General features: G+C 71.4%; 15 protein-coding genes and 1 pseudogene. 6 read left to right on the top strand and 10 right to left on the bottom strand.

Features of this window, described 5'->3' with window-relative positions:
- Positions 1-74 precede the first annotated feature (74 nt).
- From AB0C99_RS29055 to AB0C99_RS29045, 3 genes are all read right to left on the bottom strand, one after another.
- A complete protein-coding gene (locus AB0C99_RS29055) occupies positions 75-716 on the bottom strand; it encodes a DUF1326 domain-containing protein (protein WP_362481140.1) in 642 nt (213 codons plus the stop codon).
- A 692-nt stretch (positions 717-1408) separates the two neighbouring features.
- Complete coding sequence (locus AB0C99_RS29050) at positions 1409-3838, bottom strand: RICIN domain-containing protein (protein WP_362481138.1); 2430 nt, start codon at positions 3836-3838, stop codon at positions 1409-1411.
- A 178-nt stretch (positions 3839-4016) separates the two neighbouring features.
- Positions 4017-5456, bottom strand: coding sequence for an RICIN domain-containing protein (locus tag AB0C99_RS29045; protein ID WP_362481136.1), 1440 nt, complete (start codon positions 5454-5456; stop codon positions 4017-4019).
- A 405-nt stretch (positions 5457-5861) separates the two neighbouring features.
- On the opposite strand from AB0C99_RS29045, the gene AB0C99_RS29040 reads away from it, so the two are divergent.
- A complete protein-coding gene (locus AB0C99_RS29040) occupies positions 5862-6917 on the top strand; it encodes a LacI family DNA-binding transcriptional regulator (protein ID WP_362481133.1) in 1056 nt (351 codons plus the stop codon).
- 73 nt (positions 6918-6990) lie between these two features.
- Here AB0C99_RS29040 and AB0C99_RS29035 read toward each other — a convergent pair whose 3' ends face one another.
- The gene (locus tag AB0C99_RS29035) at positions 6991-7986 is read right to left on the bottom strand and encodes a LacI family DNA-binding transcriptional regulator (protein ID WP_362481145.1); all 996 of its coding nucleotides are present in this window, start codon (positions 7984-7986) and stop codon (positions 6991-6993) included.
- Positions 7987-8292: 306 nt separating this feature from the next.
- Here AB0C99_RS29035 and AB0C99_RS29030 point away from each other — a divergent pair, with 306 nt between their 5' ends.
- From AB0C99_RS29030 to AB0C99_RS29015, 4 genes are all read left to right on the top strand, one after another.
- Positions 8293-9219, top strand: a complete 927-nt coding sequence (locus tag AB0C99_RS29030; protein ID WP_362481130.1) for a sugar ABC transporter permease — start codon at positions 8293-8295, stop codon at positions 9217-9219.
- A gap of 3 nt (positions 9220-9222) precedes the next feature.
- Entirely contained in the window at positions 9223-10203 is a 981-nt protein-coding gene (locus AB0C99_RS29025; protein ID WP_362481127.1) for a carbohydrate ABC transporter permease, read from the top strand.
- A gap of 85 nt (positions 10204-10288) precedes the next feature.
- Positions 10289-11626: a sugar ABC transporter substrate-binding protein gene (locus AB0C99_RS29020; protein WP_362481125.1), complete on the top strand. Its 1338-nt coding sequence runs from the start codon at positions 10289-10291 to the stop codon at positions 11624-11626.
- Between the two features lie 145 nt (positions 11627-11771).
- The gene (locus AB0C99_RS29015) at positions 11772-13523 is read left to right on the top strand and encodes a beta-galactosidase family protein (RefSeq protein WP_362481122.1); all 1752 of its coding nucleotides are present in this window, start codon (positions 11772-11774) and stop codon (positions 13521-13523) included.
- Positions 13524-13792: 269 nt separating this feature from the next.
- Here AB0C99_RS29015 and AB0C99_RS29010 read toward each other — a convergent pair whose 3' ends face one another.
- The 3 genes from AB0C99_RS29010 to AB0C99_RS29000 all read right to left on the bottom strand — a co-directional run bounded on the left by AB0C99_RS29010 (position 13793) and on the right by AB0C99_RS29000 (position 17687).
- Entirely contained in the window at positions 13793-14821 is a 1029-nt protein-coding gene (locus AB0C99_RS29010; RefSeq protein WP_362481120.1) for an ABC transporter permease, read from the bottom strand.
- Entirely contained in the window at positions 14818-16422 is a 1605-nt protein-coding gene (locus AB0C99_RS29005; RefSeq protein WP_362481118.1) for a sugar ABC transporter ATP-binding protein, read from the bottom strand. Before AB0C99_RS29005 ends, AB0C99_RS29010 begins: the two co-directional genes overlap by 4 nt.
- Before the next feature lie 209 nt (positions 16423-16631).
- The gene (locus tag AB0C99_RS29000) at positions 16632-17687 is read right to left on the bottom strand and encodes a substrate-binding domain-containing protein (RefSeq protein ID WP_362481115.1); all 1056 of its coding nucleotides are present in this window, start codon (positions 17685-17687) and stop codon (positions 16632-16634) included.
- A gap of 403 nt (positions 17688-18090) precedes the next feature.
- On the opposite strand from AB0C99_RS29000, the pseudogene AB0C99_RS28995 reads away from it, so the two are divergent.
- Positions 18091-18249: pseudogene (locus AB0C99_RS28995) on the top strand (sigma factor-like helix-turn-helix DNA-binding protein); the annotation flags it as partial.
- A gap of 198 nt (positions 18250-18447) precedes the next feature.
- Here the strand turns inward: AB0C99_RS28995 and AB0C99_RS28990 are convergent.
- The 3 genes from AB0C99_RS28990 to AB0C99_RS28980 are packed head-to-tail and all read right to left on the bottom strand — an operon-like array spanning position 18448 to position 21258.
- Complete coding sequence (locus AB0C99_RS28990) at positions 18448-18705, bottom strand: acyl carrier protein (RefSeq protein WP_362481112.1); 258 nt, start codon at positions 18703-18705, stop codon at positions 18448-18450.
- Positions 18706-18751: 46 nt separating this feature from the next.
- Positions 18752-19969, bottom strand: coding sequence for a ketosynthase chain-length factor (locus AB0C99_RS28985; RefSeq protein WP_362481109.1), 1218 nt, complete (start codon positions 19967-19969; stop codon positions 18752-18754).
- Positions 19966-21258, bottom strand: coding sequence for a beta-ketoacyl-[acyl-carrier-protein] synthase family protein (locus tag AB0C99_RS28980; RefSeq protein WP_362481106.1), 1293 nt, complete (start codon positions 21256-21258; stop codon positions 19966-19968). The genes AB0C99_RS28985 and AB0C99_RS28980 overlap by 4 nt, the downstream gene beginning before the upstream one ends.
- Positions 21259-21649 lie beyond the last annotated feature (391 nt).

The raw sequence follows: 21649 nt of genomic DNA, 5'->3' as shown, positions 1-21649 counted from the left end.
GATCCGGTCGCCCGCCCGGCCGTGGCCGGGGCCGACGACCTCCCGTAATGCGGGCCGGTCCCGCGCCCGTAGGCTCAGGCTTCGGGTCGCCAGTCGAAGGAGAAGTGCTTGCTCGACCCGCCGCGGTACGGGCGGGAGAACGCGAACCCCTCGGCCCGGTCCGCCCGCACGACGCCCCACGTCGCCACCTGTCCGGGCCCGACCTCCGCTCCCGGAGCGTTGACCAGCTGGACGCGCCGGGTCGGGTCGCTGGTGGGGCCGGTGAGCGCCGTCGCGCCCACGCTCACCTGGTCCGACACGGACGCGCGCCAGTACGCCAGGTCCTCGGCCGCGTCGAACGTGATCGGGGCGTACCGTACGTCGCGCACTTCCCCGATCAGTGCGCCGAACGTGCCGGGCCATCCGCCGACGTTGCCCCGGAAGATCTCCTCCAGCGCGTCGCGCTGCGCACGGGTGCCCGCGGCGTCGATGTAGAACATCACGCTCATCCGCGCGTCCGTGTTCTCCGCCCACATGTTGCCGGCGAACTCGCCCAGCGCGACGACCGCGAGGCCGTCGAGCCGTACATCGTCGAAGTGCCCCTCGTGGACCTGCCACACAAGGGTGAACAGGCAGGCGCCGTTCGTCGGTGCCTGGGCGAAGGTGCAGGGGCAGGGCAGTGAGCAGCTGCAGACGTCGAACCACTCGCCTTGCAGGTGCCAGTTCATCTTGTCCATGCACAAGCCGTCCCCCATACCTCCAGGGGGTATGCAAATGCGAACTTTCGTTCCAATCGAATCAGCCACTACGAGCGCGGGACGCAACGCCTTCCCGGCTTTCGGGAATCCCACCCCTGCCTCGTCGGCCCAGCCCGCGTCATGCCCGATCACTCCGGCGACCCCGGGCACGTGCCGCGTGACGGCTTCTCGATAGCGGGCTTCGACGGTGACACGCGTGCTGTCCAGAAGGCCGCGCGACTCGTCGGACGAAGCCCGACGTGCCGGCTCATCGACACCGCGCAGTCCTACCCGCCCCGTCCCGTTCCGGAACATGTGCGCGAACCGGGCCTCGGGGAACACCTCCCGCGGCAGCGGGGCCCACTGCGCCGAGTATCCGGTGGAGTCCTCCTGCCGCCCCGGCACCCGCACCCTGCTCGCCGTGCGGGCGGTCGCGCGCGGCGGGCACAGGCCCGGCCCATTCGACGTCGCCGGGCGGGCCGTCCTCGTATCACAGGATGCGAGGCCCGGCCCGCCCGGCGGCGGGTCAGACGTCGGACGCCGCCGGCATGCTGTCCCCGGGCTCGGCCCCGGCCAGGGCAGCTCGGGCGTCTGTACCGGTGGCGTCCCGTAGCGCTTGGGGTTCGGCATGCAGCAGAGCGCTGTCAGGTGGTGCGAGCGGCGGCGTGGTGTGGATGCCGTACCGGCGGCTTCTACGACGTGGTGAGCTGCTGGTTCGGCGTGGCGGAGCAGCCGTACTGGACGATGTCGGCGCCATCGGCGGTGGAGGCCCCGCTCACGTCCAGGCACTTCCCGCTGTGGCGGGCGAGCAGCGTGACGAAGCCGTCGGGCGACCTGAGTACCGACCACTGCTGGTTGGTGCCGCCGTTGCAGGCGTACTGGAAGACGATGGCGCCGTCGGCGGTCGACTCGTTGGTGACATCGAGGCACTTCCCGCTGTGCCGGGCAACGATGTTGACGTAGCCGCCGCCGGCCGGGCGCAGGGACCACTGCTGGTGGGTCTCGCCGCCGCAGGTGTACTGGACCACCTGGGCGCCGTCGGCGGTCGAGGCTCCGGTCACGTCCAGGCACTTCCCGCTGTGCCTCATCCGCAGGGGCGCCCAGGTGTCCGCCGCGAGGCTGCGGACGGTCCAGGACTGGTTGGCCCCGGTCGTCGGACGGTACACGCCGACGGGCGCGCCGTCGGCGGAGGACTCGCCGCTGACGTCGAGGAGCTTGCCGCTCGCGCTGTTCACGAGGGTGAGAGGGCCGTCGCCCGTCGTGGACAGCATCCACCGCTGTTCGGCGGCGGTGCCCGCGCTCACGAGGGCGAGGGAGTCCCCCTGTGCGGCGAGCGCCTTGCCGTTGAGGACGCTGGTGACGCGGTAGGCCGCGGTGTTGCTCCAATCGGCCGAGGACAGCTTGGTGAACCGCCACTGCTGCGCCGCCGTGGACGGGCTGGAGGTGCGCTGGACCAGCGTGCTCCGGCCGCCGCTGGTGGCGACGGCGAGGGCCTTGCCGCTGTGGTCGTTGAGCAGCTGGCGCGCGGCGCCGGTGGGGGCCGTGGTGTCGGAGACGTTCACGCCCGTCGCGCCGGGCAGGACGAAGGTGGTGACGGAGCCCGCGCCCACGGTGGTGGTGAGCGTCTTGCCCACGGGGGTGAGGTCGCTCTGGCGCTGGAGGTTCTTGGTGCCGTCGGTGGTGTAGCGCTGGACGGCCGTGGTGCCCACGTTCTGGAAGCCGCCTAGGTTCAGGGTGAGCCGCTGCGGCTCGCCGGTCGGGTTGGTGTGGACGACGACCGCTCCCCCGCCGGCCGGCCGCAGCGCCGCGAACGTGTCGGCGTTGTCCGTGTTGATCACGCGGGCGCCGGGACGGATGAACTTGGTGTAGTTCGCCAGCGCCCAGTACTTCTTGTTCTTCCGGAGCGGTTCGGTGGCCGCGTCCTCCGGGGTGAAGTCGGTCTGGATGAGCCCCCAGTTGGAGTTCTCGCGGCCCGGCGTCATGTTCTCGTAGTCCTCGACCGCCTGCCACAACACCCAGGCTCGGGGCTCCAGTTCGCGGAAGTCCTCGTTGACGCGCTGGGTGAGGTCGAGGGCGGGGCTCATGTCGGTGAAGCTCTGTCCGACGCTGCCGCCGAGGTCGACTTCGGACATCCACAGCGGGGTGGCCGTCCCCTTGGCGATGTCACGCACTCCGGTACGTCCGCCGGTGCTGTACGTGTGGGTGTTGAGCTGGCCGACAGCGGCCTTGGCGGCAGCGTCGTAGGTGTCCCAGTTGGCACGGAAGGTGTTCGGATTGGTCTCGTCCATGGCGGCGACGCGCGTGCTGACGCCGTCGGCGTTCAGCCGGGCCCGCAGGGTGGTGAGCATGCGCGCCTGGGAGGCGGGGTCCCAGTGGGAGCCCTCCTGGCGGCCGCCCGCGCCCCAGTAGTCGGTGCGGGGTTCGTTGAGGGGGGAGAGTGTGTCGAAGGTGACACCGGTGGCGTCCTGCGCGCGCTTCATCGCGCCCGAGAGGTAGGCCGCGAACCGTTCGTACTGGTCGGAGCGGAGGTTGTCCTCCCCCGCGTTCCAGTTGCCCGAGACGAGGCCGCTGTTGGTCATGAAGTACGGCGCCGAGTTGGAGAACGCCTCGAAGGTGTCGGCGCCACGCGCCTTGGCGGCGGTGAGCCACCAGCGCTGGTTGGCGTCGGCGCCCGGGTTCCAGTGCGTGGGGTCGGCCGGGTCCCACCAGTCGGGGGACTCGGGCCCGGGACGGTTCCACCAGCCGGGGACGGCGCCGCCGGTTCTCATGTAGGGGGTGGTCTCCGGGCTGTCGCCGCCACCGATGTTGTAGCGGGCGATGGTGAAGCCGAGGCCGTCCGCGCCGTACAGGGCGTCGGCGAGCGCGTCGCGCTGGGCGTCCGGCCACCCTCCGGTGACGTTCGCGAACCAGGCCAGCGCGGTGCCCCAGCCCTTGAACGGCTGCTGCTGGTAGCTGGGGTCGAGTCGTACGGTCACGGCCTGGCCGGCCTGGCCGGTCTCCTCGGCCGCCGCGGCCGCCGCGGAGGCCGCGGGCGCGAGACCGGTCGCGAGAAGGGCGGCCATGCCCAGCACCGCGCCGCTCCTGCGGGCGCGGGTGGGGGGTCGTTCTCTGGTGAGGCGCATGGTCGGGTCTCCCTGATCGGATCGATGGGCGTCGATCACGGAAAGGCCGCTGGCGGGGGCCGTGGCGACCGAAGTGGCGTCGACGAGTGATGGGGGCGGGACGGGGTGGGGCGGGACGGGGTGGGGCGGGGCAGGCCGCATCGGGGGCGTGGCCTGCCCCTGGGTGGTCCGGGCTGTGTCAGGCGGCCGTGCGGAGCCACTGCTGGTTGGCGCCGCTGTTGCAGCTCCACTGGATGAGCGCCGTGCCGTCGGAGGTGGACTGGTTCGTCACGTCGAGGCACTTGCCGCTCGCCGAGGCGGAGACCTGCACGGTGCCGCCGGAGCCGGTCACCGTCCACTGCTGGGCGGTCGTTCCGTCGCAGGGGTACTGGGCGATCGCGGCGCCGTCCGCGGTCGACCCGTCCTTCGGGGCCAGGCACTTGCCGCTGTAGCGGGCGATGATCTGCACCCGGCCGGTGCCGGCGGGCTTCAGCCAGAACTGCTGGTTGACGCTGTTCGCACAGCCCCACTGGACGAGGGCGGCCCCGTCGGCGGTGGAGCGGTCGGCGACATCGGCGCACTTGCCGCTGTGCGAGGCGGTCAGCGTCTCCCAGGTTCCGAGCCCCCGCACCCTGCCCGCGGCCGTGTCCACGGTGATCTGGGGGTAGTAGTCCATGGTCATGGTGGTCTTGGTGGGGAAGTTCAGGGGGAGCCAGACGTACTGGGAGTCGTTGACCATGCCGCCCGTGGAGTTGCCCCAGCGGTCGCCCATGTAGAGGAACGAGGTGCCGGACGTGCCCTGGACCGGCAGCACGTACGCCGTCTGGGATCCGTAGGTGGTCCAGTCGCCGATGTCCTTCAGACCGCTCCAGGTGCCGGTCACGCTGGTCGACGTGGCGTACTTCTGCTGGTTCGGCGACCAGCCCGTGGCGCCCGAGGTGAGCAGGAAGTACACGCCGTTGCGCTTGAACATCGCCGGGGCCTCGCGCCACTGGCCGGGCCACAACTTCTGCACCTGCGCCGCGATGTCGGTGTAGTCCGCGGTCAGGCGGTAGACGTGGAGGTCGGCGTTCTCGTTGGCCGCGGAGATCATGTAGCCGGTGCCGTCGGTGTCGACGAACGTGGTGATGTCCCGGGACATGTGGCCGAGGGGCCGGAAGCTGCCCTGCCAGGAGTAGTCGCCGTCGACGGTGTCCGACACGGCGACCGCGGCACGGGCCTCGGAGTAGTCGGTCGCGCTGCCCTCCTTGTGCATCCACATCACGAACTTGCCGGTGGAGGCGTTGTACATCACCTTCGGCCGCTCGATGTTCGCCCCCGCGAGCTCGGGGTGGCTGCTCGCGGTGAGGACGTGGTTGCGGAACTCCCAGGTCTTCAGGTCGGTGGAACGGTAGGCGGAGACGTACTTGAAGCTGTTGTCGACGTTGCGGTTCTCACCGAACCAGTAGTAGAACGCGCCGACCTTGACGACCCCGCCGCCGTGGGCGTGGACGGGGTTGCCCGCCGGATCGGTGAACTGGGCGGCGTTGGTCACGGTGACGGGCGCCGCGTGGGCGGTGCCGGCGGCGCCGAGCAGGGACAGGAGGACGGCGCAGAGTGCGGTGAGCACGGCGGCCGTCCCCGAGGTGGTGCGTCGCATGATCGCGTACCTCGTGGTCTGGGGGGAGGGTGGGGAGGGGAGGGGCGAGGTGGGGCGGGGTGAGGTGGGGCGGGGTGATGTAGCGGGTGGTGCAGACGAAGGCGTGTCTTCCTCGCGGGAAGCCGGGAAGCCGTGCGCAGGGAGACACGCTCGTGGCCGACGTCTGCCTTGGGCGAAGGTCGGGGACCTGGGAACGCCGACGGCACGTCACCGCCCCGTTACGGGGAGATTTCGGCCTACCATGTTCGCGTTAACACGAGCGCTTGGGAGGAGAGTCTGGGAGGGGTCACAGCGGCTGTCAAGGATTCGGACACGATCCACCGCGGACTTACCGACTGGTATGTTTGCGCCAACACGCCGCATGCCTCCTGCGGACGCGCGGACCCTCGCGACGGAAGGTCATCGATGGCGACGGACAAGGGAACCAGGCCGCCCCGCTCGCGCGCGCCGCGCCAGTGGCCTTCCATGGCGGACGTCGCCCGCTTGGCCGGGGTCTCCTCACAGACGGTGTCCCGGGTGGCGAACAACCGGCAGAACGTCGACTCCGCGACCCGCGAGAAGGTCCTCTCCGCCATGCAGACGCTCGGCTACCGCCCCAACACGGCGGCCCGCGCGCTGGTCACCGGCCGTTTCGGGGCGCTGGGCGTGGTCAGTTTCGATGTCGGTGCGCACGGCAACGCGCGCACGCTCGGCGCGATCGCCGACGCCGCCCGCGAGGCCGGCTTCTCGGTGAACTTCATGGGCGTACGGACCCAGACCGAGGCCGCCGTGCACCATGCCTTCCAGCATCTGCTGCTGCAGTCCGTCGACGGCATCGTGCTGGTCGAGTCGCAGATGCTCGACACCCCGTCGCTGCGCCTGCCGCCGTCCATGCCGGTGGTGGTCGCCGACGGCGACACCGGCCACGAGTACCCCCACGTCGACTTCGACCAGGCGCACGGCTCCCGCAGCGTGGTGTCCCACCTCCTCGGTCTCGGCCACCGCACGGTCTGGCACCTCGCGGGCCCGGCCGACTCGTTCGCCGCGCGCCGCCGTGCCGAGTCCTGGCGGCGGACCCTCGTGGACGCGGGCGCGCCCGTACCGCCCATCGTGCACGGGGACTGGACGGCGCGGTCCGGCTACCGGGCCGGGATCGACCTCGCCCGCCTTCCGGAGGTCACGGCCGTCTTCGCCGCGAACGACCAGATGGCGCTGGGCCTGATGCGTGCCCTGCACGAAGCCGGCAGGAGCGTGCCCGGCCACGTCAGCGTGGCCGGTTTCGACGACATCGCCGAGGCCGCGTACCTCGTGCCGCCCCTGACGACCGTGCACCAGGACTTCGAGGTGGTCGGCAAGCACTGTGTGGCGCTGCTGCTCGACCAGATCGAGGGGCGTACGGACGGGCTGCGGCGCCGGGCGGTGGAACCCGTCCTCGTGGTGCGGTCGAGCACGGCTCCGCCGCGGCCGGGCGCCCTGACCTGAGGTCGCGGGCCGGCGCACGCCCGCGAGCGCCGCGCGGCCCCGCCACCCCCCGCGCGGCCACGGGCGTGCGGGGTCAGTTGTCCCGTACGCGCGAGGCTGGGGGCGCCGTGCTGTGCCGTTCCACCAGAGTGGTCGGCACGAGGCGCACCCCCGTGACGGTCTCGCCCGCCAGCTCCCGCAGGATCGCGTCGACGCACCACTCGCCGACCTGCGCGAAGTCCTGGTGGACCGTGGTCAGGGGCGGGATGAAGGACGCCGCCTCCGGGATGTCGTCGAAACCGACGACGCTGACGTCCTCGGGAACGCGCACCCCGCGGTCGTGGAAGGCCCGCAGCAGCCCCAGGGCCATCTGGTCGTTGGCCACGAAGACCGCCGTGCACCCGGGCTCAGCGGCGAGCCTCAGCCCGGCCTCGTACCCGGACTGGGGGGTCCAGTCGCCGCGCAGCGCGGGCGGCACCGCGCGCCCTTCGGCGCGCAGCGCCTCCTCCCACGCCTCCGCTCGGCGGCCTGCGGCGAAGGACTCCTCGGGTCCCGCGACATGCCAGACCGTGTCGTGGCCGAGGTCGAGCAGATGCCGCACTGCGGCCCGGGCGCCCTGCCGCTGGTCCGTGTCCACCACGGGGAAGTCGGTGGCGTCGGAGTCGACCATGACCACCTTGACGTGCGGCGGCAGGGTGAGGGCAGCGGTGTCGAGCAGGTGCACCTCCATGATGAGCACGACGGCGTCGACCGCCAGCTCGTCGAGGCGGGTGAACGCCCCCTTGACGTTCTCCTGGGTGGGCGCGTCGAGGGGGATCAGCGTGACCGCGTAGCCCGCCCGCGCCGCCGAACCCGCTATGGCGTCCAGGGTCCTGATGTTTCCCGTGCTGGTGAGCCCCATCGTGATGACGCCGATGGCCCGGAAGTCGCCCCGCTTGAGGGCGCGCGCCGCGCTGTTGGGCCGGTACCCCAGCTCCTTCATCGCGTCGAGCACCCGCTTCCGGGTGGCCTCGACGACAGCCGCGTCGCCGTTGGAGACGCGCGAGACCGTCTGCGACGAGACGCCCGCCAGCTGGGCGACGTCCGCCATGGAGACCCTCCGCTGCCCGGTGCGCGCGCGCCGCCCGGTGTCCTTCGCGACCACCGCCGGCCGGCCGGTCGCGTTCTGCTCGGTCACCCGATTCCCTCTCGTCCGCTGCCACTTCGTGCTTGACGCCCCCCTGCGGGAATGTCACCATCACGCTACCGATGATTACGTAAACATTTCTCGTCGGCCAGCCTTGCCGCAGGGCCGACTTTCGGCCAGAACCGCCTAGCCTCAGGCGGCCACCCGCCTCAGGCCCCCACCTCGCTCCCGTCCTCCGGACCGACCGGACACCGACGCTAGGACCACGCCATGACGCTCCTGTCGACGCGCGCTACGGCAGCACCACCGCACCGCCCACGAGCCCGCTTCCGCCTCGGCAAGGAGGCGCTCGTGGGCTGGGGATTCGCCGGCCCGTTCGTCGCGGTCTTCGGCCTCGTCTTCCTCGCACCCATCGGCTACGCCGGCTATCTGAGCCTGTTCCGGGACCGGCTCATCGGCGGGACCTCCTTCGTCGGCCTCGACAACTACGCCGAGGCGCTGACGGACCCCCGCTTCTGGGACAGCCTGATGCGCGTCGGCCTCTTTCTGCTGATACAGGTGCCGATCATGCTAGGCCTCGCGCTCCTCGCCGCCCTCGCCATCGACAGCGGCCGGCTCTACGGCAAGACCTTCTTCCGCGTCTCGATCTTCCTCCCGTACGCCGTGCCCGCCGTCGTCGCCAGCCTCATCTGGGGCTTCATGTACGGCGACCAGTTCGGCCTGGTGGGCAGCCTCAACGAGGCGCTCGGTGTCAGCCTCCCCGACCCGCTCTCCCCCGCCCTGGTCCTCGCCTCCATCGGCAACATCGTGACCTGGGAGTTCGTCGGATACAACATGCTGATCTTCTACTCCGCGCTCAAGGTCGTCCCGCGCTCGCTCTACGAGGCTGCGGCCATCGACGGCGCCGGGGAGTGGCGGATCGTGGCCTCGGTCAAGCTGCCGGCCATCCGCAGCGCGCTGGTCATCGCCACGATCTTCTCCATCATCGGCAGCTTCCAGCTCTTCAACGAGCCGAGCATCCTGCAGAAGCTCGCCCCCAACGCCATCACCAACGACCTGACCCCCAACCTCTACACGTACTCGCTGTCGTTCTCGGGGCAGCAGCACAACTACGCGGCGACCGTGGCGATCGTGATGGGCGTGATCACCGCGATCATCGCCTACGCGGTCCAGCTGCGCGGCATGCGGAAGGGCTGAGCCATGACCACCTCCATGACCACCACGGCCGCCGAATCCACCCCGGACCTCCCGGAGTCGCGCGCAAGCACTCCGGCCGCCGCGCGCGGCGCCCGCCCCGCCACCACCCGCGACCGCAAGCGCCACGCGCACACGCCGCTCAACCCCCGGCGCAGCATCCCGCTGACCCTCCTCACCGGCCTGGTCCTCGTCTACACCCTGCTCCCGCTCGCCTGGCTCGTCATCAACGCCACCAAGAGCCGGCGGGGGCTTCTCGACTCCTTCGGGCTGTGGTTCGCCGACGACTTCAGCCTGTGGGACAACATCACCCGCACGGTCACCTACGACGACGGGGTCTTCGTCCGCTGGCTGCTCAACACGCTGCTGTACGTCGCGGCGGGCGCGGGCGGCGCCACGGTCCTCGCCGTCCTCGGCGGCTACGCCCTCGCGAAGTACGACTTCCCCGGCCGCAAGGCGGTCTTCGCGGTCGTCATCGGCGCGGTGGCCGTCCCCGGCACGGCCCTCGCCGTGCCCACCTTCCTGATGTTCAGCAACATGGGCCTGACCAACACCCCCTGGGCCGTCATCATCCCCTCCCTGATCTCCCCCTTCGGGCTCTACCTCATGTGGGTCTTCGCCGCCGAGGCGGTCCCCACCGAGCTCCTGGAGGCCGCGCGCATCGACGGCTCCGGAGAGCTGCGCACCTTCTTCACGATCGCGCTGCCGCTCCTCGTACCGGGCACCGTCACCGTGCTGCTGTTCTCCATGGTCGCGACCTGGAACAACTACTTCCTGCCGCTGATCATGATCAAGGACCCCGACTGGTACCCGCTGACCCTCGGCCTCAACGCCTGGAACGCACAGGCCCAGACGGCCGGCGGTGAGGCCGTCTTCGACCTGATCGTCACCGGTTCCCTGCTGACGATCGTCCCGATCGTGGCCGTCTTCCTGCTGCTCCAGCGGTACTGGCAGTCCGGCCTGGCCGCCGGAAGCGTCAAGGAATGACCGCCCTCCCCTCCTCGGATCCCTCCGCACCACCTCTCCGTCCGGAAGCCCTCCCCGCCCGCACCACCGACCAGGAGCTCCTCCCATGCGCACCCACTCCTCCCGCAGACTCCTCAGCGCCCTCGCCGTGCTCGCCACGCTGTCGCTGACCGCCACGGCCTGTGGCTCCGACGAGCAGGACGCCGGCACCGGCGGCTCCCCGAAGGACGTCGCCGCCGCGCTGAAGAAGGGCGGCAAGGTGACGGTGTGGGCCTGGGAACCCACCCTCAAGAAGGCCGCCGCGGACTTCGAGAAGAAGTACCCCAACGTCGACGTCGAACTCGTCAACGCCGGCACCGGCGACAAGCAGTACACCGCCCTCCAGAACGCCATAGCCGCCGGCTCCGGCGCGCCCGACGTCGCCCAGATCGAGTACTACGCCCTCGGCCAGTTCGCCATCGGCAAGACCGTCGAGGACCTGTCCTCCTACGGGGCCGACAAGTACGGCAAGACCTTCACTCCCGGCCCGTGGAACGCGGTCTCCCAGGACAAGGCGGTCTTCGCCCTGCCGATGGACTCGGGCCCGATGGCGTTCTTCTACAACAAGAAGGTCTTCGACAAGCACGGCGTCAAGGTCCCGACCACCTGGGACGAGTACGTCGAGGCGGCGCGCACCCTGCACAAGGCCGACCCGAAGATCTTCATCACCAACGACACCGGCGACGCCGGCGCCACCACCAGCCTCATCTGGCAGGCCGGCGGACACCCGTACAAGACCGACGGCACGAACGTCACCGTGAACTTCGGTGACGAGGGCACCAGGAAGTACACCGCCACCTGGCAGAAGCTCCTCGACGAGAAGCTCGTCGCACCGATCAGCTCCTGGAGCGACGCCTGGTACAAGGGACTCGCCGACGGCTCCATCGCCACCCTCTCCATCGGTGCCTGGATGCCCGCCAACCTCACCTCCGGCGTCGCCTCCGCCTCCGGCGACTGGCGCGTCGCCCCCCTCCCCCAGTGGGCCGCCGGCGACAGGACCAGCGCCGAGAACGGCGGCAGCTCCCTCGCCGTCCCCAAGGCCGCCAAGAACAAGGAACTCGCGTACGCCTTCACCGAGTTCGCCACCACCGGCGCCGGCGCCACCGGCCGCGTCGCCGAAGGCGCCTTCCCCGCCACCCGCGCCGACCTCGACTCCGGGGCGTTCCTCGACAAGCCCTTCCCCTACTTCGGCGGCCAGCAGGCCAACCGCGTCTTCGCCGAATCCGCCCGCAACGTCGGCGAGGACTGGACCTACCTGCCCTTCCAGGTCTACGCGAACTCCGTCTTCAACGACACCGTCGGCAAGGCGTACGTCTCCGGGACGAAGCTCGACGACGGGCTCAAGGCATGGCAGGACACCAGCGTGAAGTACGGCAACGACCAGGGCTTCACCGTCAACAAGTAGGCAACACCACCGCGGGGGCGGAGCATCGGCGCTGCGCCCCCGCGCGCCCTTGGAAGGGCTTCTGACGCCTGCTATGTTTACGCAAACATTCCCGCTGGCGCCTCTACTACCCGGCACGACTTCACGTATCAGGAGCAAGCAGCGCATGCCCGTTCTCCAGACCGACCAGACCGGATTCCTGCTCGACGGACGCCCCTTCCGTTTCCTGTCCGGCGGGCTGCACTACTTCCGGGTCCACCCCGAGCAGTGGCAGGACCGGCTCCGCAAGGCCCGGCTGATGGGCCTCAACACCGTCGAGACCTACGTCCCCTGGAACCTCCACCAGCCGCGCCCCGACCGCTTCGTGCTCGACGGGGGGCTCGACCTCCCCCGCTTCCTCGACCTCGCCGCCGCCGAGGGGCTGCACGTCCTGCTGCGCCCGGGCCCGTACATCTGCGCGGAGTGGGAGGGCGGCGGTCTGCCCTCGTGGCTGCTCGCCGAGCCCGGCATACGGCTGCGCTCCCGCGACCCCCGCTTCCTGGCGGCCGTGGACGACTTCTTCCAGCGACTGCTCACCCCGCTCCGGCCCCACCTCGCCTCACGGGGCGGCCCGGTCCTGGCCGTGCAGGTGGAGAACGAGTACGGGGCCTACGGCGACGACACCGCCTACCTGGAGCACATCGCCGGCTCGCTGCGCGCCTGCGGCGTCGACGTCCCCCTGTTCACCTGCGATCAGCCGGTCGACCTGAAGCGGGGCTCCCTGCCCGGCGTCCTCGCCACCGCCAACTTCGGCAGCCGCTCGGCCCACCACCTGGCCGCCCTGCGCGCGCAGCGTCCCGAAGGGCCTCTGATGACCACGGAGTTCTGGATCGGCTGGTTCGACCGCTGGGGCGCACGGCACGTGGTCCGCGATCCCGACGACGCCGCCCGCGAGCTCGACGAGGTCCTGGCCACCGGCGCCTCGGTGAACTTCTACATGTTCCACGGCGGCACCAACTTCGGCTTCACCAACGGCGCCAACGACAAGCACACCTACCGCCCCACCGTCACCTCCTACGACTACGACTCGCCGCTCGACGAGGCCGGGGACCCGACGGTGAAGTACACGGCGTTCCGTGACATGATCGCCAAGTACGCGCCGGTGCCGGACGCTCCCGTGCCCGCGCCGGGCCCCAAGCTGGCGCTCCCCCCGGTCGCCTTGCCCCAGAGCGCGGAACTGCTGGCGAGCGCGGACGAGTTGAGCGCGCGGATCGACTCGCGCAGGCCGCTGACCATGGAGGAGCTGGAGCAGGACTTCGGCTTCGTCCTGTACGAGACCACCGTGCCCCTGCGCGGCTCCGCCCTGCTGGAGGTCGAGCACGTCCGCGACCGCGCCCAGGTGTTCGTCGACGGGCAGCCGGTGGGCGTCCTGGAGCGCGAGAACCACGAGCACGCCCTGGCCTTCACGGCCCCGCGGGCCGGCAGCGTGCTCTCGATCCTGGTGGAGAACCAGGGCCGGGTGAACTACGGGGAGGGCATCCACGACCGCAAGGGCCTGCTCGGCTCGGTCCTCCTGGACGGCGTCGAGCCCTCGGCATGGACCAACCGCCCGCTGCCGCTGGCCACCCTGGAGGGCATCCCCTTCGCCGAAGCCACCACCACCCCCGTGGGCCCGGCCTTCCACCGGGGCACCTTCGAGGTCACCGAGCCGGCCGACACCTACCTTCACCTCGACGGCTGGACCAAGGGCAACGCCTGGGTGAACGGCTTCCCGCTGGGCCGGTACTGGTCCCGCGGCCCGCAGAGGTCGTTGTACGTCCCCGCTCCCGTCCTGCGCGCCGGCACGAACGAGCTCGTCGTCCTGGAGCTCCACGCCGGCCCCCGGGGCCGCACCGTCGACTTCCGCGCGACGCCCGACCTCGGCCCGACCGAGGAATAGGACCATCTGGCGACGCCGGGCTCGGGCCAGTCCCCCGCGTGCCCGAGCCCGGCCCTCCCCGCCCAGGCCCTCCCGGCTTCCGGGAGGGCTTCGGCGTTCCCTCGGCGGGCGCGGTCCCGTACAACTGCTGGGGGGGGACGCCGACAGGACCAACCGACGCACATGGCACCGTCGTCGGCACCCGCTCCTCGTCACCCCGGTACGTCACGAGGCCCGCACCTTTCAGGGTGCGGGCCTCGTGACGTACGCGGGGGTGCCGGTGTGTCGGGTCAGTGCGGGAGTCCGACCGCCCGTTCGCCGTTGCGGCGCTGCTGGATGACCACGGCGGCCACGAGCAGGGCGCCCTGGGCGACGTTCTGCCAGAAGGTGTTGATGCCCTCGACCGTCAGTCCGTTCTCCAGGGCGCCCAGGAGGGCGACGGCGAGCAAGGTGCCGCCGACCCCTCCCTTGCCGCCCTTGAGCGCGCAGCCGCCGAGGGCGGCGGCGGTGATGGCCTTGAGTTCGAGGCCCTCGCTGCCGGAGACGGGCTGGCCGGAGCCGGTGCGGGCGGTGAGCAGGATGCCCGCGACGGCGGCGACGACGCCGATGAGCGCGTAGACGGCGACGAGGTACTTGTTGATGTTGATACCGGCCAGGCGCGCGGCGGTGTCGTTGCCGCCGATCGCGTAGAGGTTGCGGCCGATGTCGGTGTACGTGAGCATCACGTGTACGGCGATCGCGACGACGACGAGGATCCAGACCATGACGGGCAGTCCGGCAATCTTGCCGCGGCCGAGGAAGACGAAGACCGGATCGTTGAGGACGTAGCCCTGGGCACGGCCGTCGGACAGGAGCTGGGCGAGGCCCTTGTAGGCGGCGAGTCCGGCGAGGGTCGCGATGGTCGGGTTGACGCGGCCGTAGACGATGACGAGGCCGTTGAGGCCGCCCACCAGGACACCGGCGCCGACCGCGGCGAGCATGCCGGCGACCGCGCTGGAACCGGTGCTCGTGAAGACCATGGCGCTGACGACCGAGGCGACGCCGACCTGGGAGCCGACGGAGATGTCGAGGCCGCCGCAGATGATGACCACGGTCTGCATGATGGCGAGCAGGCCGGTGATGGTCGCGGCCTCGGCGATCACCTGGAGGTTGGCGAGGCTGAGGTAGTTCCCGTTGAGGGCGCCGAACAGGCCGAGGACGACGACGAGCGCACCGATCAGACTGAGGTTCTGTCCGCCGAGGGCGGCCGGCGCGTAGCGCTTGCGCGCCGCCGGCGCGGCTCCCTCGGTCTCGGCCTGGGAGGTGGCGGCGGTGGTCATCGGGGGCCTCCATGGGCGGAGTCGGTACGGGGCCGCGCGGCGGCCGGGGCGGGGGCGGGATCGAGAGGTCCGAGGTCGTCGGCCATGGCTAGGTTGAGGATCGCTTCCTCGGTGGCCTCGGCCCGGTCGAGTTCGCCGGTCACGCGGCCGCCCTGCATCACCACGATCCGGTCGGCGAGCCCGAGCACCTCGGGGAGTTCGGAGGAGATCACGAGCAGGGCGACACCCTCTTGGGCTAGGTCGGCGATGATGCGGTAGATCTCCGCCTTGGCACCGATGTCGATACCGCGGGTGGGTTCGTCGAGGATCAGGACCTTCGGTCGGCGCAGCAGCCACCGGGCGAGGACGACCTTCTGCTGGTTGCCGCCGGACAGTTTGCGCACCTCGTGCTCGATGGACGGGGCGCGCACCCTCAGCCGGTCCGAGAAGTCCTGGGCGACGGCCCTCTCCTGGCCGCGGCGGACGAAGCGCATCCTGCGCAGGCGTTCGAGGCTGACCAGCGAGGTGTTGTCGCGGATGGACCGGTGCAGGAAGAGCGCTTGGGCCTTGCGCTCCTCCGGCGCCAGGCCGATGCCCGCCCGGATGGCGTCCTTCGGGCTGCGCAGCCGTAGCGGCCGGCCGTTCAGGGTGATCCGGCCGGAGCGCAGGGGGCGGTCGCCGGCGAGGGCGAGCCCCAGCTCCGAGCGGCCGGCGCCCATCAGGCCGGCGAGGGCGACCACTTCGCCCGCCCTGACCTGAAGGCTGATGTCGGTGACGTCGTCGGTCGTGACGCCGTCCAGTCGCAGGACGACGTCGTCCCGTGCGACGTCCTGTCGCGCGAAGAGCGAGGACAGGTCGCGGCCGACCATCATCCGCACGACCTCGCTCTCGGTGGTCGCGGCGGCGTCGAGGATGCCTGCGGAGGCACCGTCGCGGAGCACGGCGATGCGGTCGGCGAGCCGGAAGATCTCCTTCATGCGGTGGGAGACGTAGATGATCGCGATGCCCTGGGCGCGGAGCCGGCCGATGAGGGCGAACAGCGCCTCGGCCTCGTTCTCCGCGAGCGAGGAGGTCGGCTCGTCAAAGGCGATGACCTTGGCGTCGACCGTGAGGGCGCGCAGGATTTCCACCAACTGCCTCTGCGCGGGGGTCAGTTCGGAACCGAGTTGCTCGGGGTCGATGACCTTGTCGAAGCCGAGCCGCGCCAGGTCCGAGGTGATCCTGCGGCTCAGCTCGGCGCGGTCGAGGCGTCGGCCGGCCTTGCGGGGCAGGGATCCGGCGTAGACGTTCTCCGCCACGGAGACGTGCGGGATGATCTCCGGCTCCTGCGGGATGATGCGGATCCCGGCGCGACGGGCGTCGTGCGGCGAGGCGAAGGAGACCGGCACGCCGGAGAGGAGGACGCGCCCTTCGGTGGGCTGGTGGTCGCCGGTGAGGATCTTCAGCAGCGTGGACTTGCCGGCGCCGTTCTCGCCCATGAGCGCGGTGACCTGCCCTGGCGGAAAGGTCAGGGTGACGCCACTGAGGGCTTGAACGGCGCCGAAGCGCTTGACGATGTTCTCGACGGCGACACCGACACCTGGGGTCGCCTTGGTGGGGGGTGGGGTGCCGGGTGTGGTCATGCTGGCCTCACGTGCTGGAGGGACGGGAAGGGGCGGGGCCGTACGCCGACGGAAGGGGGCTGGCGCGGCGGGCAAGCCCGGCGGGGGGGGGCGGTGCGGTGAGAGCACCGGAGGCTCACGGAGAGAGCCGGTGTGGTGAGAGCACCGGAAGCTCACGGAGAGAGCCGGTGCGGCGGACAGGGCGCCGCACCGACGTCGACGGACGGCACTCAGCCGCAGGTGACTCCCGCGGACTTCCAGGTACCGGCGTCGACCATGGTGGTCGGAGCGAATGCCTCCTTCGGGAACGCCTTGCCGTTCTTGAGCTTGTCGTACATGGTCTGCACGGCCAGCGCCCCGACGTCCTCGCCGTTGATGAACAGCGCGGCCTTCATGCCGGACGGCTTCCCCGAGCTCCAGTTCTTGCAGGCGAGGTAGGCGCCGAGGCCCACGCCGATGACGTCGTCGGCCTTGAAGCCGGCGTTCTCCAGCGCGGTCACCCCACCCTGCACGTTCTCGTCGTTGCAGCCCCAGACCACCCAGTGCTTGACGTCCGGGTTGGCCGTGACGGTGGCCGCGATCTTGTCCTGCGCGCCGGTGGGGCTGTTGTCCGTGGGGACGTCGATGTTCCGCACCGTGGCGCCGGCGCCGGCCGCGAAGGCGTCCTTGGCCGCCTTGACGCGGTCGGTGCAGACGGTCACGTCCTGCTTCCAGGCGGAGATGGTGCGGGTCTCCGCGGCGTTCCAGCCGGCCGTCTTGAACTCGGCGGCGGCGCGCTTGCCGACCTCGCCGCCCATCTGGGCTCCGCTGAAGCCGATCCGCGGCACCAGAGCGTCAGGGGGACACGAGGTCGGATCCGGTCCGGTCGTGCAGATCTGGTCGTCGGAGGTGAGCAGGGCGACTTTGGCGTCCTTGGCGATCTGGGCGACCTGAGGGCCGACGGCCGGGTCGGGGACGACGACGATCAGGCCGTGGCTCTTCTGCGAGATCGCGGACTGCGCTTCGCTGATGGTCTTGTTGGCGTCGGTGCCGAGGTTGACGACCTTCAGATCGACGCCGAGCTCGTCGGCCTTGGCCTTGGCCCCGGCCGCTTCCCCGACGAAGTACTCCTGGTCGCCCTGCTTCTGAAGATACGTCAGAGAGATCCTGCCGTCGATCTTGCCGACCTCCCCGCCGCCTTCGGGGCCCGCCGCCTGCCGGCCACTGGAGCAGGAGGCGAGCACGAGGACAGTGACCAGTCCCAGTGCGCCCGCGGCCATCGGACGCCGGCGATATTCCGTGAACATGCGATTCCCCTTGCCTGGCCGTCGCGCGCGGCCAACCGATGCGGCGTGGATCAGGTGATGTCGCGGAGGTCGCCGCGAGGTGACAGGAACGGGGGTTCCGATCCGGGCGAACGACCGTGCGAGGTTGGTGACTTGGTCCTCAGAGGCGCCAAAGTCACCACAGTGCAACACCAATCAACTAGACACACCACAGAAAAGCGCTGACCTCACCAAAAGTCAACATCAGATTCCAGGCGTCCTGGGTCGATCCTGCTCCGCTGTCGGCGCCGACTTGGATGACTTCACCCTCTTGCCACCCTCTTGCCCGCAAACCGGGCATGCCGCTCTTCACCGTCGAGATGTTGAACTTTGTTGGTTCCGGCTGGGCGGGACTGTGGCCGGCCAGAGCCGTCCTCGTCTCGGCGAGGAGGCGGTGCTCCGCGGGCTGGACGCCGAACGGATCACAACCGCGGTCGGCGCGCTCCCCCGGGACCAGTGGCAGGTCCTCGTCATGCGGGATGTGCAGGGCCTGCCGGGCAGGACCGTGGCGCGGGCGCTCGGCCTGAGCACGGCCGCGATGAAGCTGGGTCGTCGGTCTCGTCCGGACCGTCTCCCGGGGCCGTCTGCGGCGCCGTTGCGACGACGGCGTCTGCGGCCTCGTCGCGGCGCCCACGGTGAGCGTGACCCGCGGAAATCCGGGTGCCGGACGGCCGTTCGCCCGACGGCCGGGGTCGTCCCGGCCGCCGGGCGGAGGTAACTCAAGCGGTGGACGCGGCTGCGGTCAGGCCGCCTCGGTGACGAGGCGGTTGACCAAGGCCGTGAGCTGGGTCGGGGTCTTGGCCAGGGCGAAGTCCTCCTCTTCCAGGGACACCTGGAACTCCCGCTCCAGCCTGCTCGCCGTCTCCAGTAGGGCCAGCGAGTCGTAGCCGAGGGTGGTGAACTCGGTCTCTTCGGGGCTGCGGTTGGTTGCCACCGGGTCGCCCTCGCCCGCGCACTCCCGGATGATCTCCATGAGGCGGTCGGTCGTCAGCTGTGTCATGTGGCTGTTCTCCTGTCGGCGGTGGGTGGGCGTGGCGCGGCGGTGCTCAGTGCGGGGCCGTCAGGACCACGGCGGAGTTGAAGCCGCCGCGGCCCCGGGCGAGGACCAGGGCCGCGGCGAGCGGGGCCTGGCGCGGGGTGGTCACGAGGTCGAGGGTGTGCTCGGGCAGCGGGCGGCCGACGTTGACGGTCGGGGGGATCACTCCCTCGCGCAGGGCCAGCAGGGCGGTGGCCACGTCGAGGGCGGAGCCGCCGGCGCTCAGCCGGCCGGTCATGGTCTTGGGCGCGGTGACCGGGACCCCGTGCGGGCCGAACAGGGTGCGCAGGGCGTCGGCCTCGGCCGCGTCCTCCTCGCGGGTGCCGGCCGCGTCCGCGAAGACCACGTCGATCCCCTCGGGGTCCAGCCCGGCGTCGTCGAGGGCGGCGCGGGCGGCGCGCAGCAGGTTCGGGGGGCGGCCCGAGCCGGGCGGCGGGTCGAACGTGGCCGCGTAGCCGGCGATCCGCCCGTACCACCGGGTGGCCCCGCGGGCGCGGGCGGACTCCTCGCCCTCCAGGACCAGCAGGGCGCCGCCCTCGCCCGGCACATAGCCGTCGGCGCCGGGGCCGAAGGGGCGGTACGCGGTGGCCGGGTCCGTCTCCCCGCTCATCCGGCCCGTGCTGAGCTGGGCCACCCAGCCCCAGGGGCACGGGGAGCCGTCCACCGCTCCGGCGAGCACCATGGGCCGGCCGCGGCGCAGGTGCCCGCGGGCCTGGCCCAGCGCGTCCAGGCCGCCGGCCTGTTCGGTGACGAGCGCCCCCGCGGGGCCGCGCAGGCCGTGCCGGATGGAGACCTGGCCGGTGTTGACCGCGTAGAACCACGCGAAGGACTGATAGGCGCTGACGTGGGCCGGGCCGCGGCCCCACAGGTTCTGCAGCTCCCGGTGGCCGAACTCGAAGCCGCCCGCGGAGGCGGCGGTGACCACGCCCATCCCGTACTCCGGCAGCGCGGCCGGGTCGACCGCGGCGTCGGCGAGGGCCCAGTCGGAGGCCACGAGGGCCATCCGGGTCATGTGGTCGGTCTGCGGCAGGAGCCTGCTGGGCAGGTGCTCCTCGGGTACGAAGCCGGGCACCTCGCCGGCCAGACCGCTCGGGTAGCGCGCCGCGTCGAAGCGGGTGACGGGGCCGATCGCCGAGGCGCCGCGCAGGGTGTTCGCCCAGTGCTCCTCGTGCCCCAGGCCCGTGGGCGCGACCACGCCGAGGCCCGTGACGACGGTGTCCGCGCTCATCCCGCCGCCCCGGCGGCCGCGTCCGGCCCGGCCAGCACCATCGCGCTCTGGAAGCCACCGAACCCGCTGCCGACCGTGAGGACGCGCGAGACCGGCACCGCGCGGGCCTCCAGCGGCACGTAGTCCAGGTCGCACTCGGGATCGGGCTCCCGCAGGTTCGCCGTGGGCGGCACCACGTCGTGCCGGACGGCGAGCGCGCAGGCGGCGATCTCCAGGGAGCCGATGGCGCCCAGCGAGTGGCCGATCATCGACTTGATGCTGCTCACCGGGGTGCGGCGGGCGTGCTCGCCGAGGGCCCGTTTGAAGGCGGCGGTCTCGTGCCGGTCGTTCTGGCGGGTGCCCGAGCCGTGCGCGTTGACGTAGTCGATCGCGGACGGGTCCGTACGGGCCTCGGCGAGGGCCGCCCGGATCGCCTCGGCCATCTCCCGCCCGTCGGGCCGCAGTCCGGTCATGTGGAAGGCGTTGCAACGGCTCGCGAAGCCGGTGATCTCGGCGTACACCTCGGCGCCCCGGCGGCGGGCGTGTTCCCGCTCCTCCAGGACGAACACCGCCGCGCCCTCGCCGAGGACGAAGCCGCGCCGGGTGCGGTCGAAGGGGCGGGACGCCTCCCCCGGCCGGTCGTTGTCGGGGCTGGTCGCCTTGATCGCGTCGAAGCACGCCACGGTGATGGGCGAGATGGGCGCCTCGGTCGCGCCGGCCACCATCACGTCGGCGGCGCCCTCGGCGATCAGGTCGGCCGCCCGGCCCACCGCGTCCAGACCGGACGTGCAGCCGGTGGAGACCAGCGATACGGGCCCCTCCGCCGCGATCCGGTCGTGGGCGACCTCGGCGGCGATGGAGCTGGGCACGAAGTAGTCGTAGAGGTGCGGGACGGCGTAGGCGTGGTCGACCAGCCAGCGGCTGCCGCTGTCGCTGACGACCGCGTACTCGTTCTCCAGGCTCGTGGTGCAGCCCACGGCGCTGCCGATGACGACGCCCACGCGGGTGCCGTCCAGCGCCTCCCGGTCGATGCCGCTGTCCTCGATGCCCTCCCGGGCGGCGACGACGGCGAATTGGGCCGCGCGGTCCATGCGGCGGACCTGCCGGGGGGTGAGCCCCTCCGCCGCCGGGTCGAAATCGCATTCCGCGGCTATTCGGGAACGGAACGGGGAGGGGTCGAACGCGGTGATGGTGCGGGTGGCGGTGCGCCCCGAGGTCAGCAGATCCCAGAACGGTTTCACGCCGATCGCTCCGGGTGCCACGACCCCCATTCCCGTGATGACCACGCGCCGATTACTGGCCGCCTTCATTCGCGTCCCCCTTTACCCGCGCCGGTGACCTCGACTGAAATGTCCACACGGCGAGCCTGCGCCGGTGGGCTCGTGTTCGGCTCAATGCTGTGTGGAGGATCGCGCGGAGCCTTGACACCGGCGGCGGGACCGTGTCGGACGGCGGGGCCCGGAAGGCGGGCGGGGCGCCCGCGGGGTGGATTCCCGCTGGAGGAACGCTGGAGCCTGGGCCTCGGCGGGTTGCAGGAGCGATGGACAGAACGGGACCGAAGGCGTCCTCGGTGGCGGGAAGCGACCCCCCGGGCGCCCCTTACCTCTCCTCGCCGGGCGCCGTGACCGGCCGGTCGACGGCGGACCGGCGGGGCCGGCCGGGGACTCCGGGAGCGAATCTCCGCCACTTCCGGATGACCAG

Origin of the sequence: Streptomyces sp. NPDC048659, assembly GCF_040650575.1 — a bacterium.
Lineage (GTDB): Bacteria > Actinomycetota > Actinomycetes > Streptomycetales > Streptomycetaceae > Streptomyces.
Note: the sequence above shows the minus strand (reverse complement) of the source record. Positions and strands in the feature narration are given on the sequence as shown.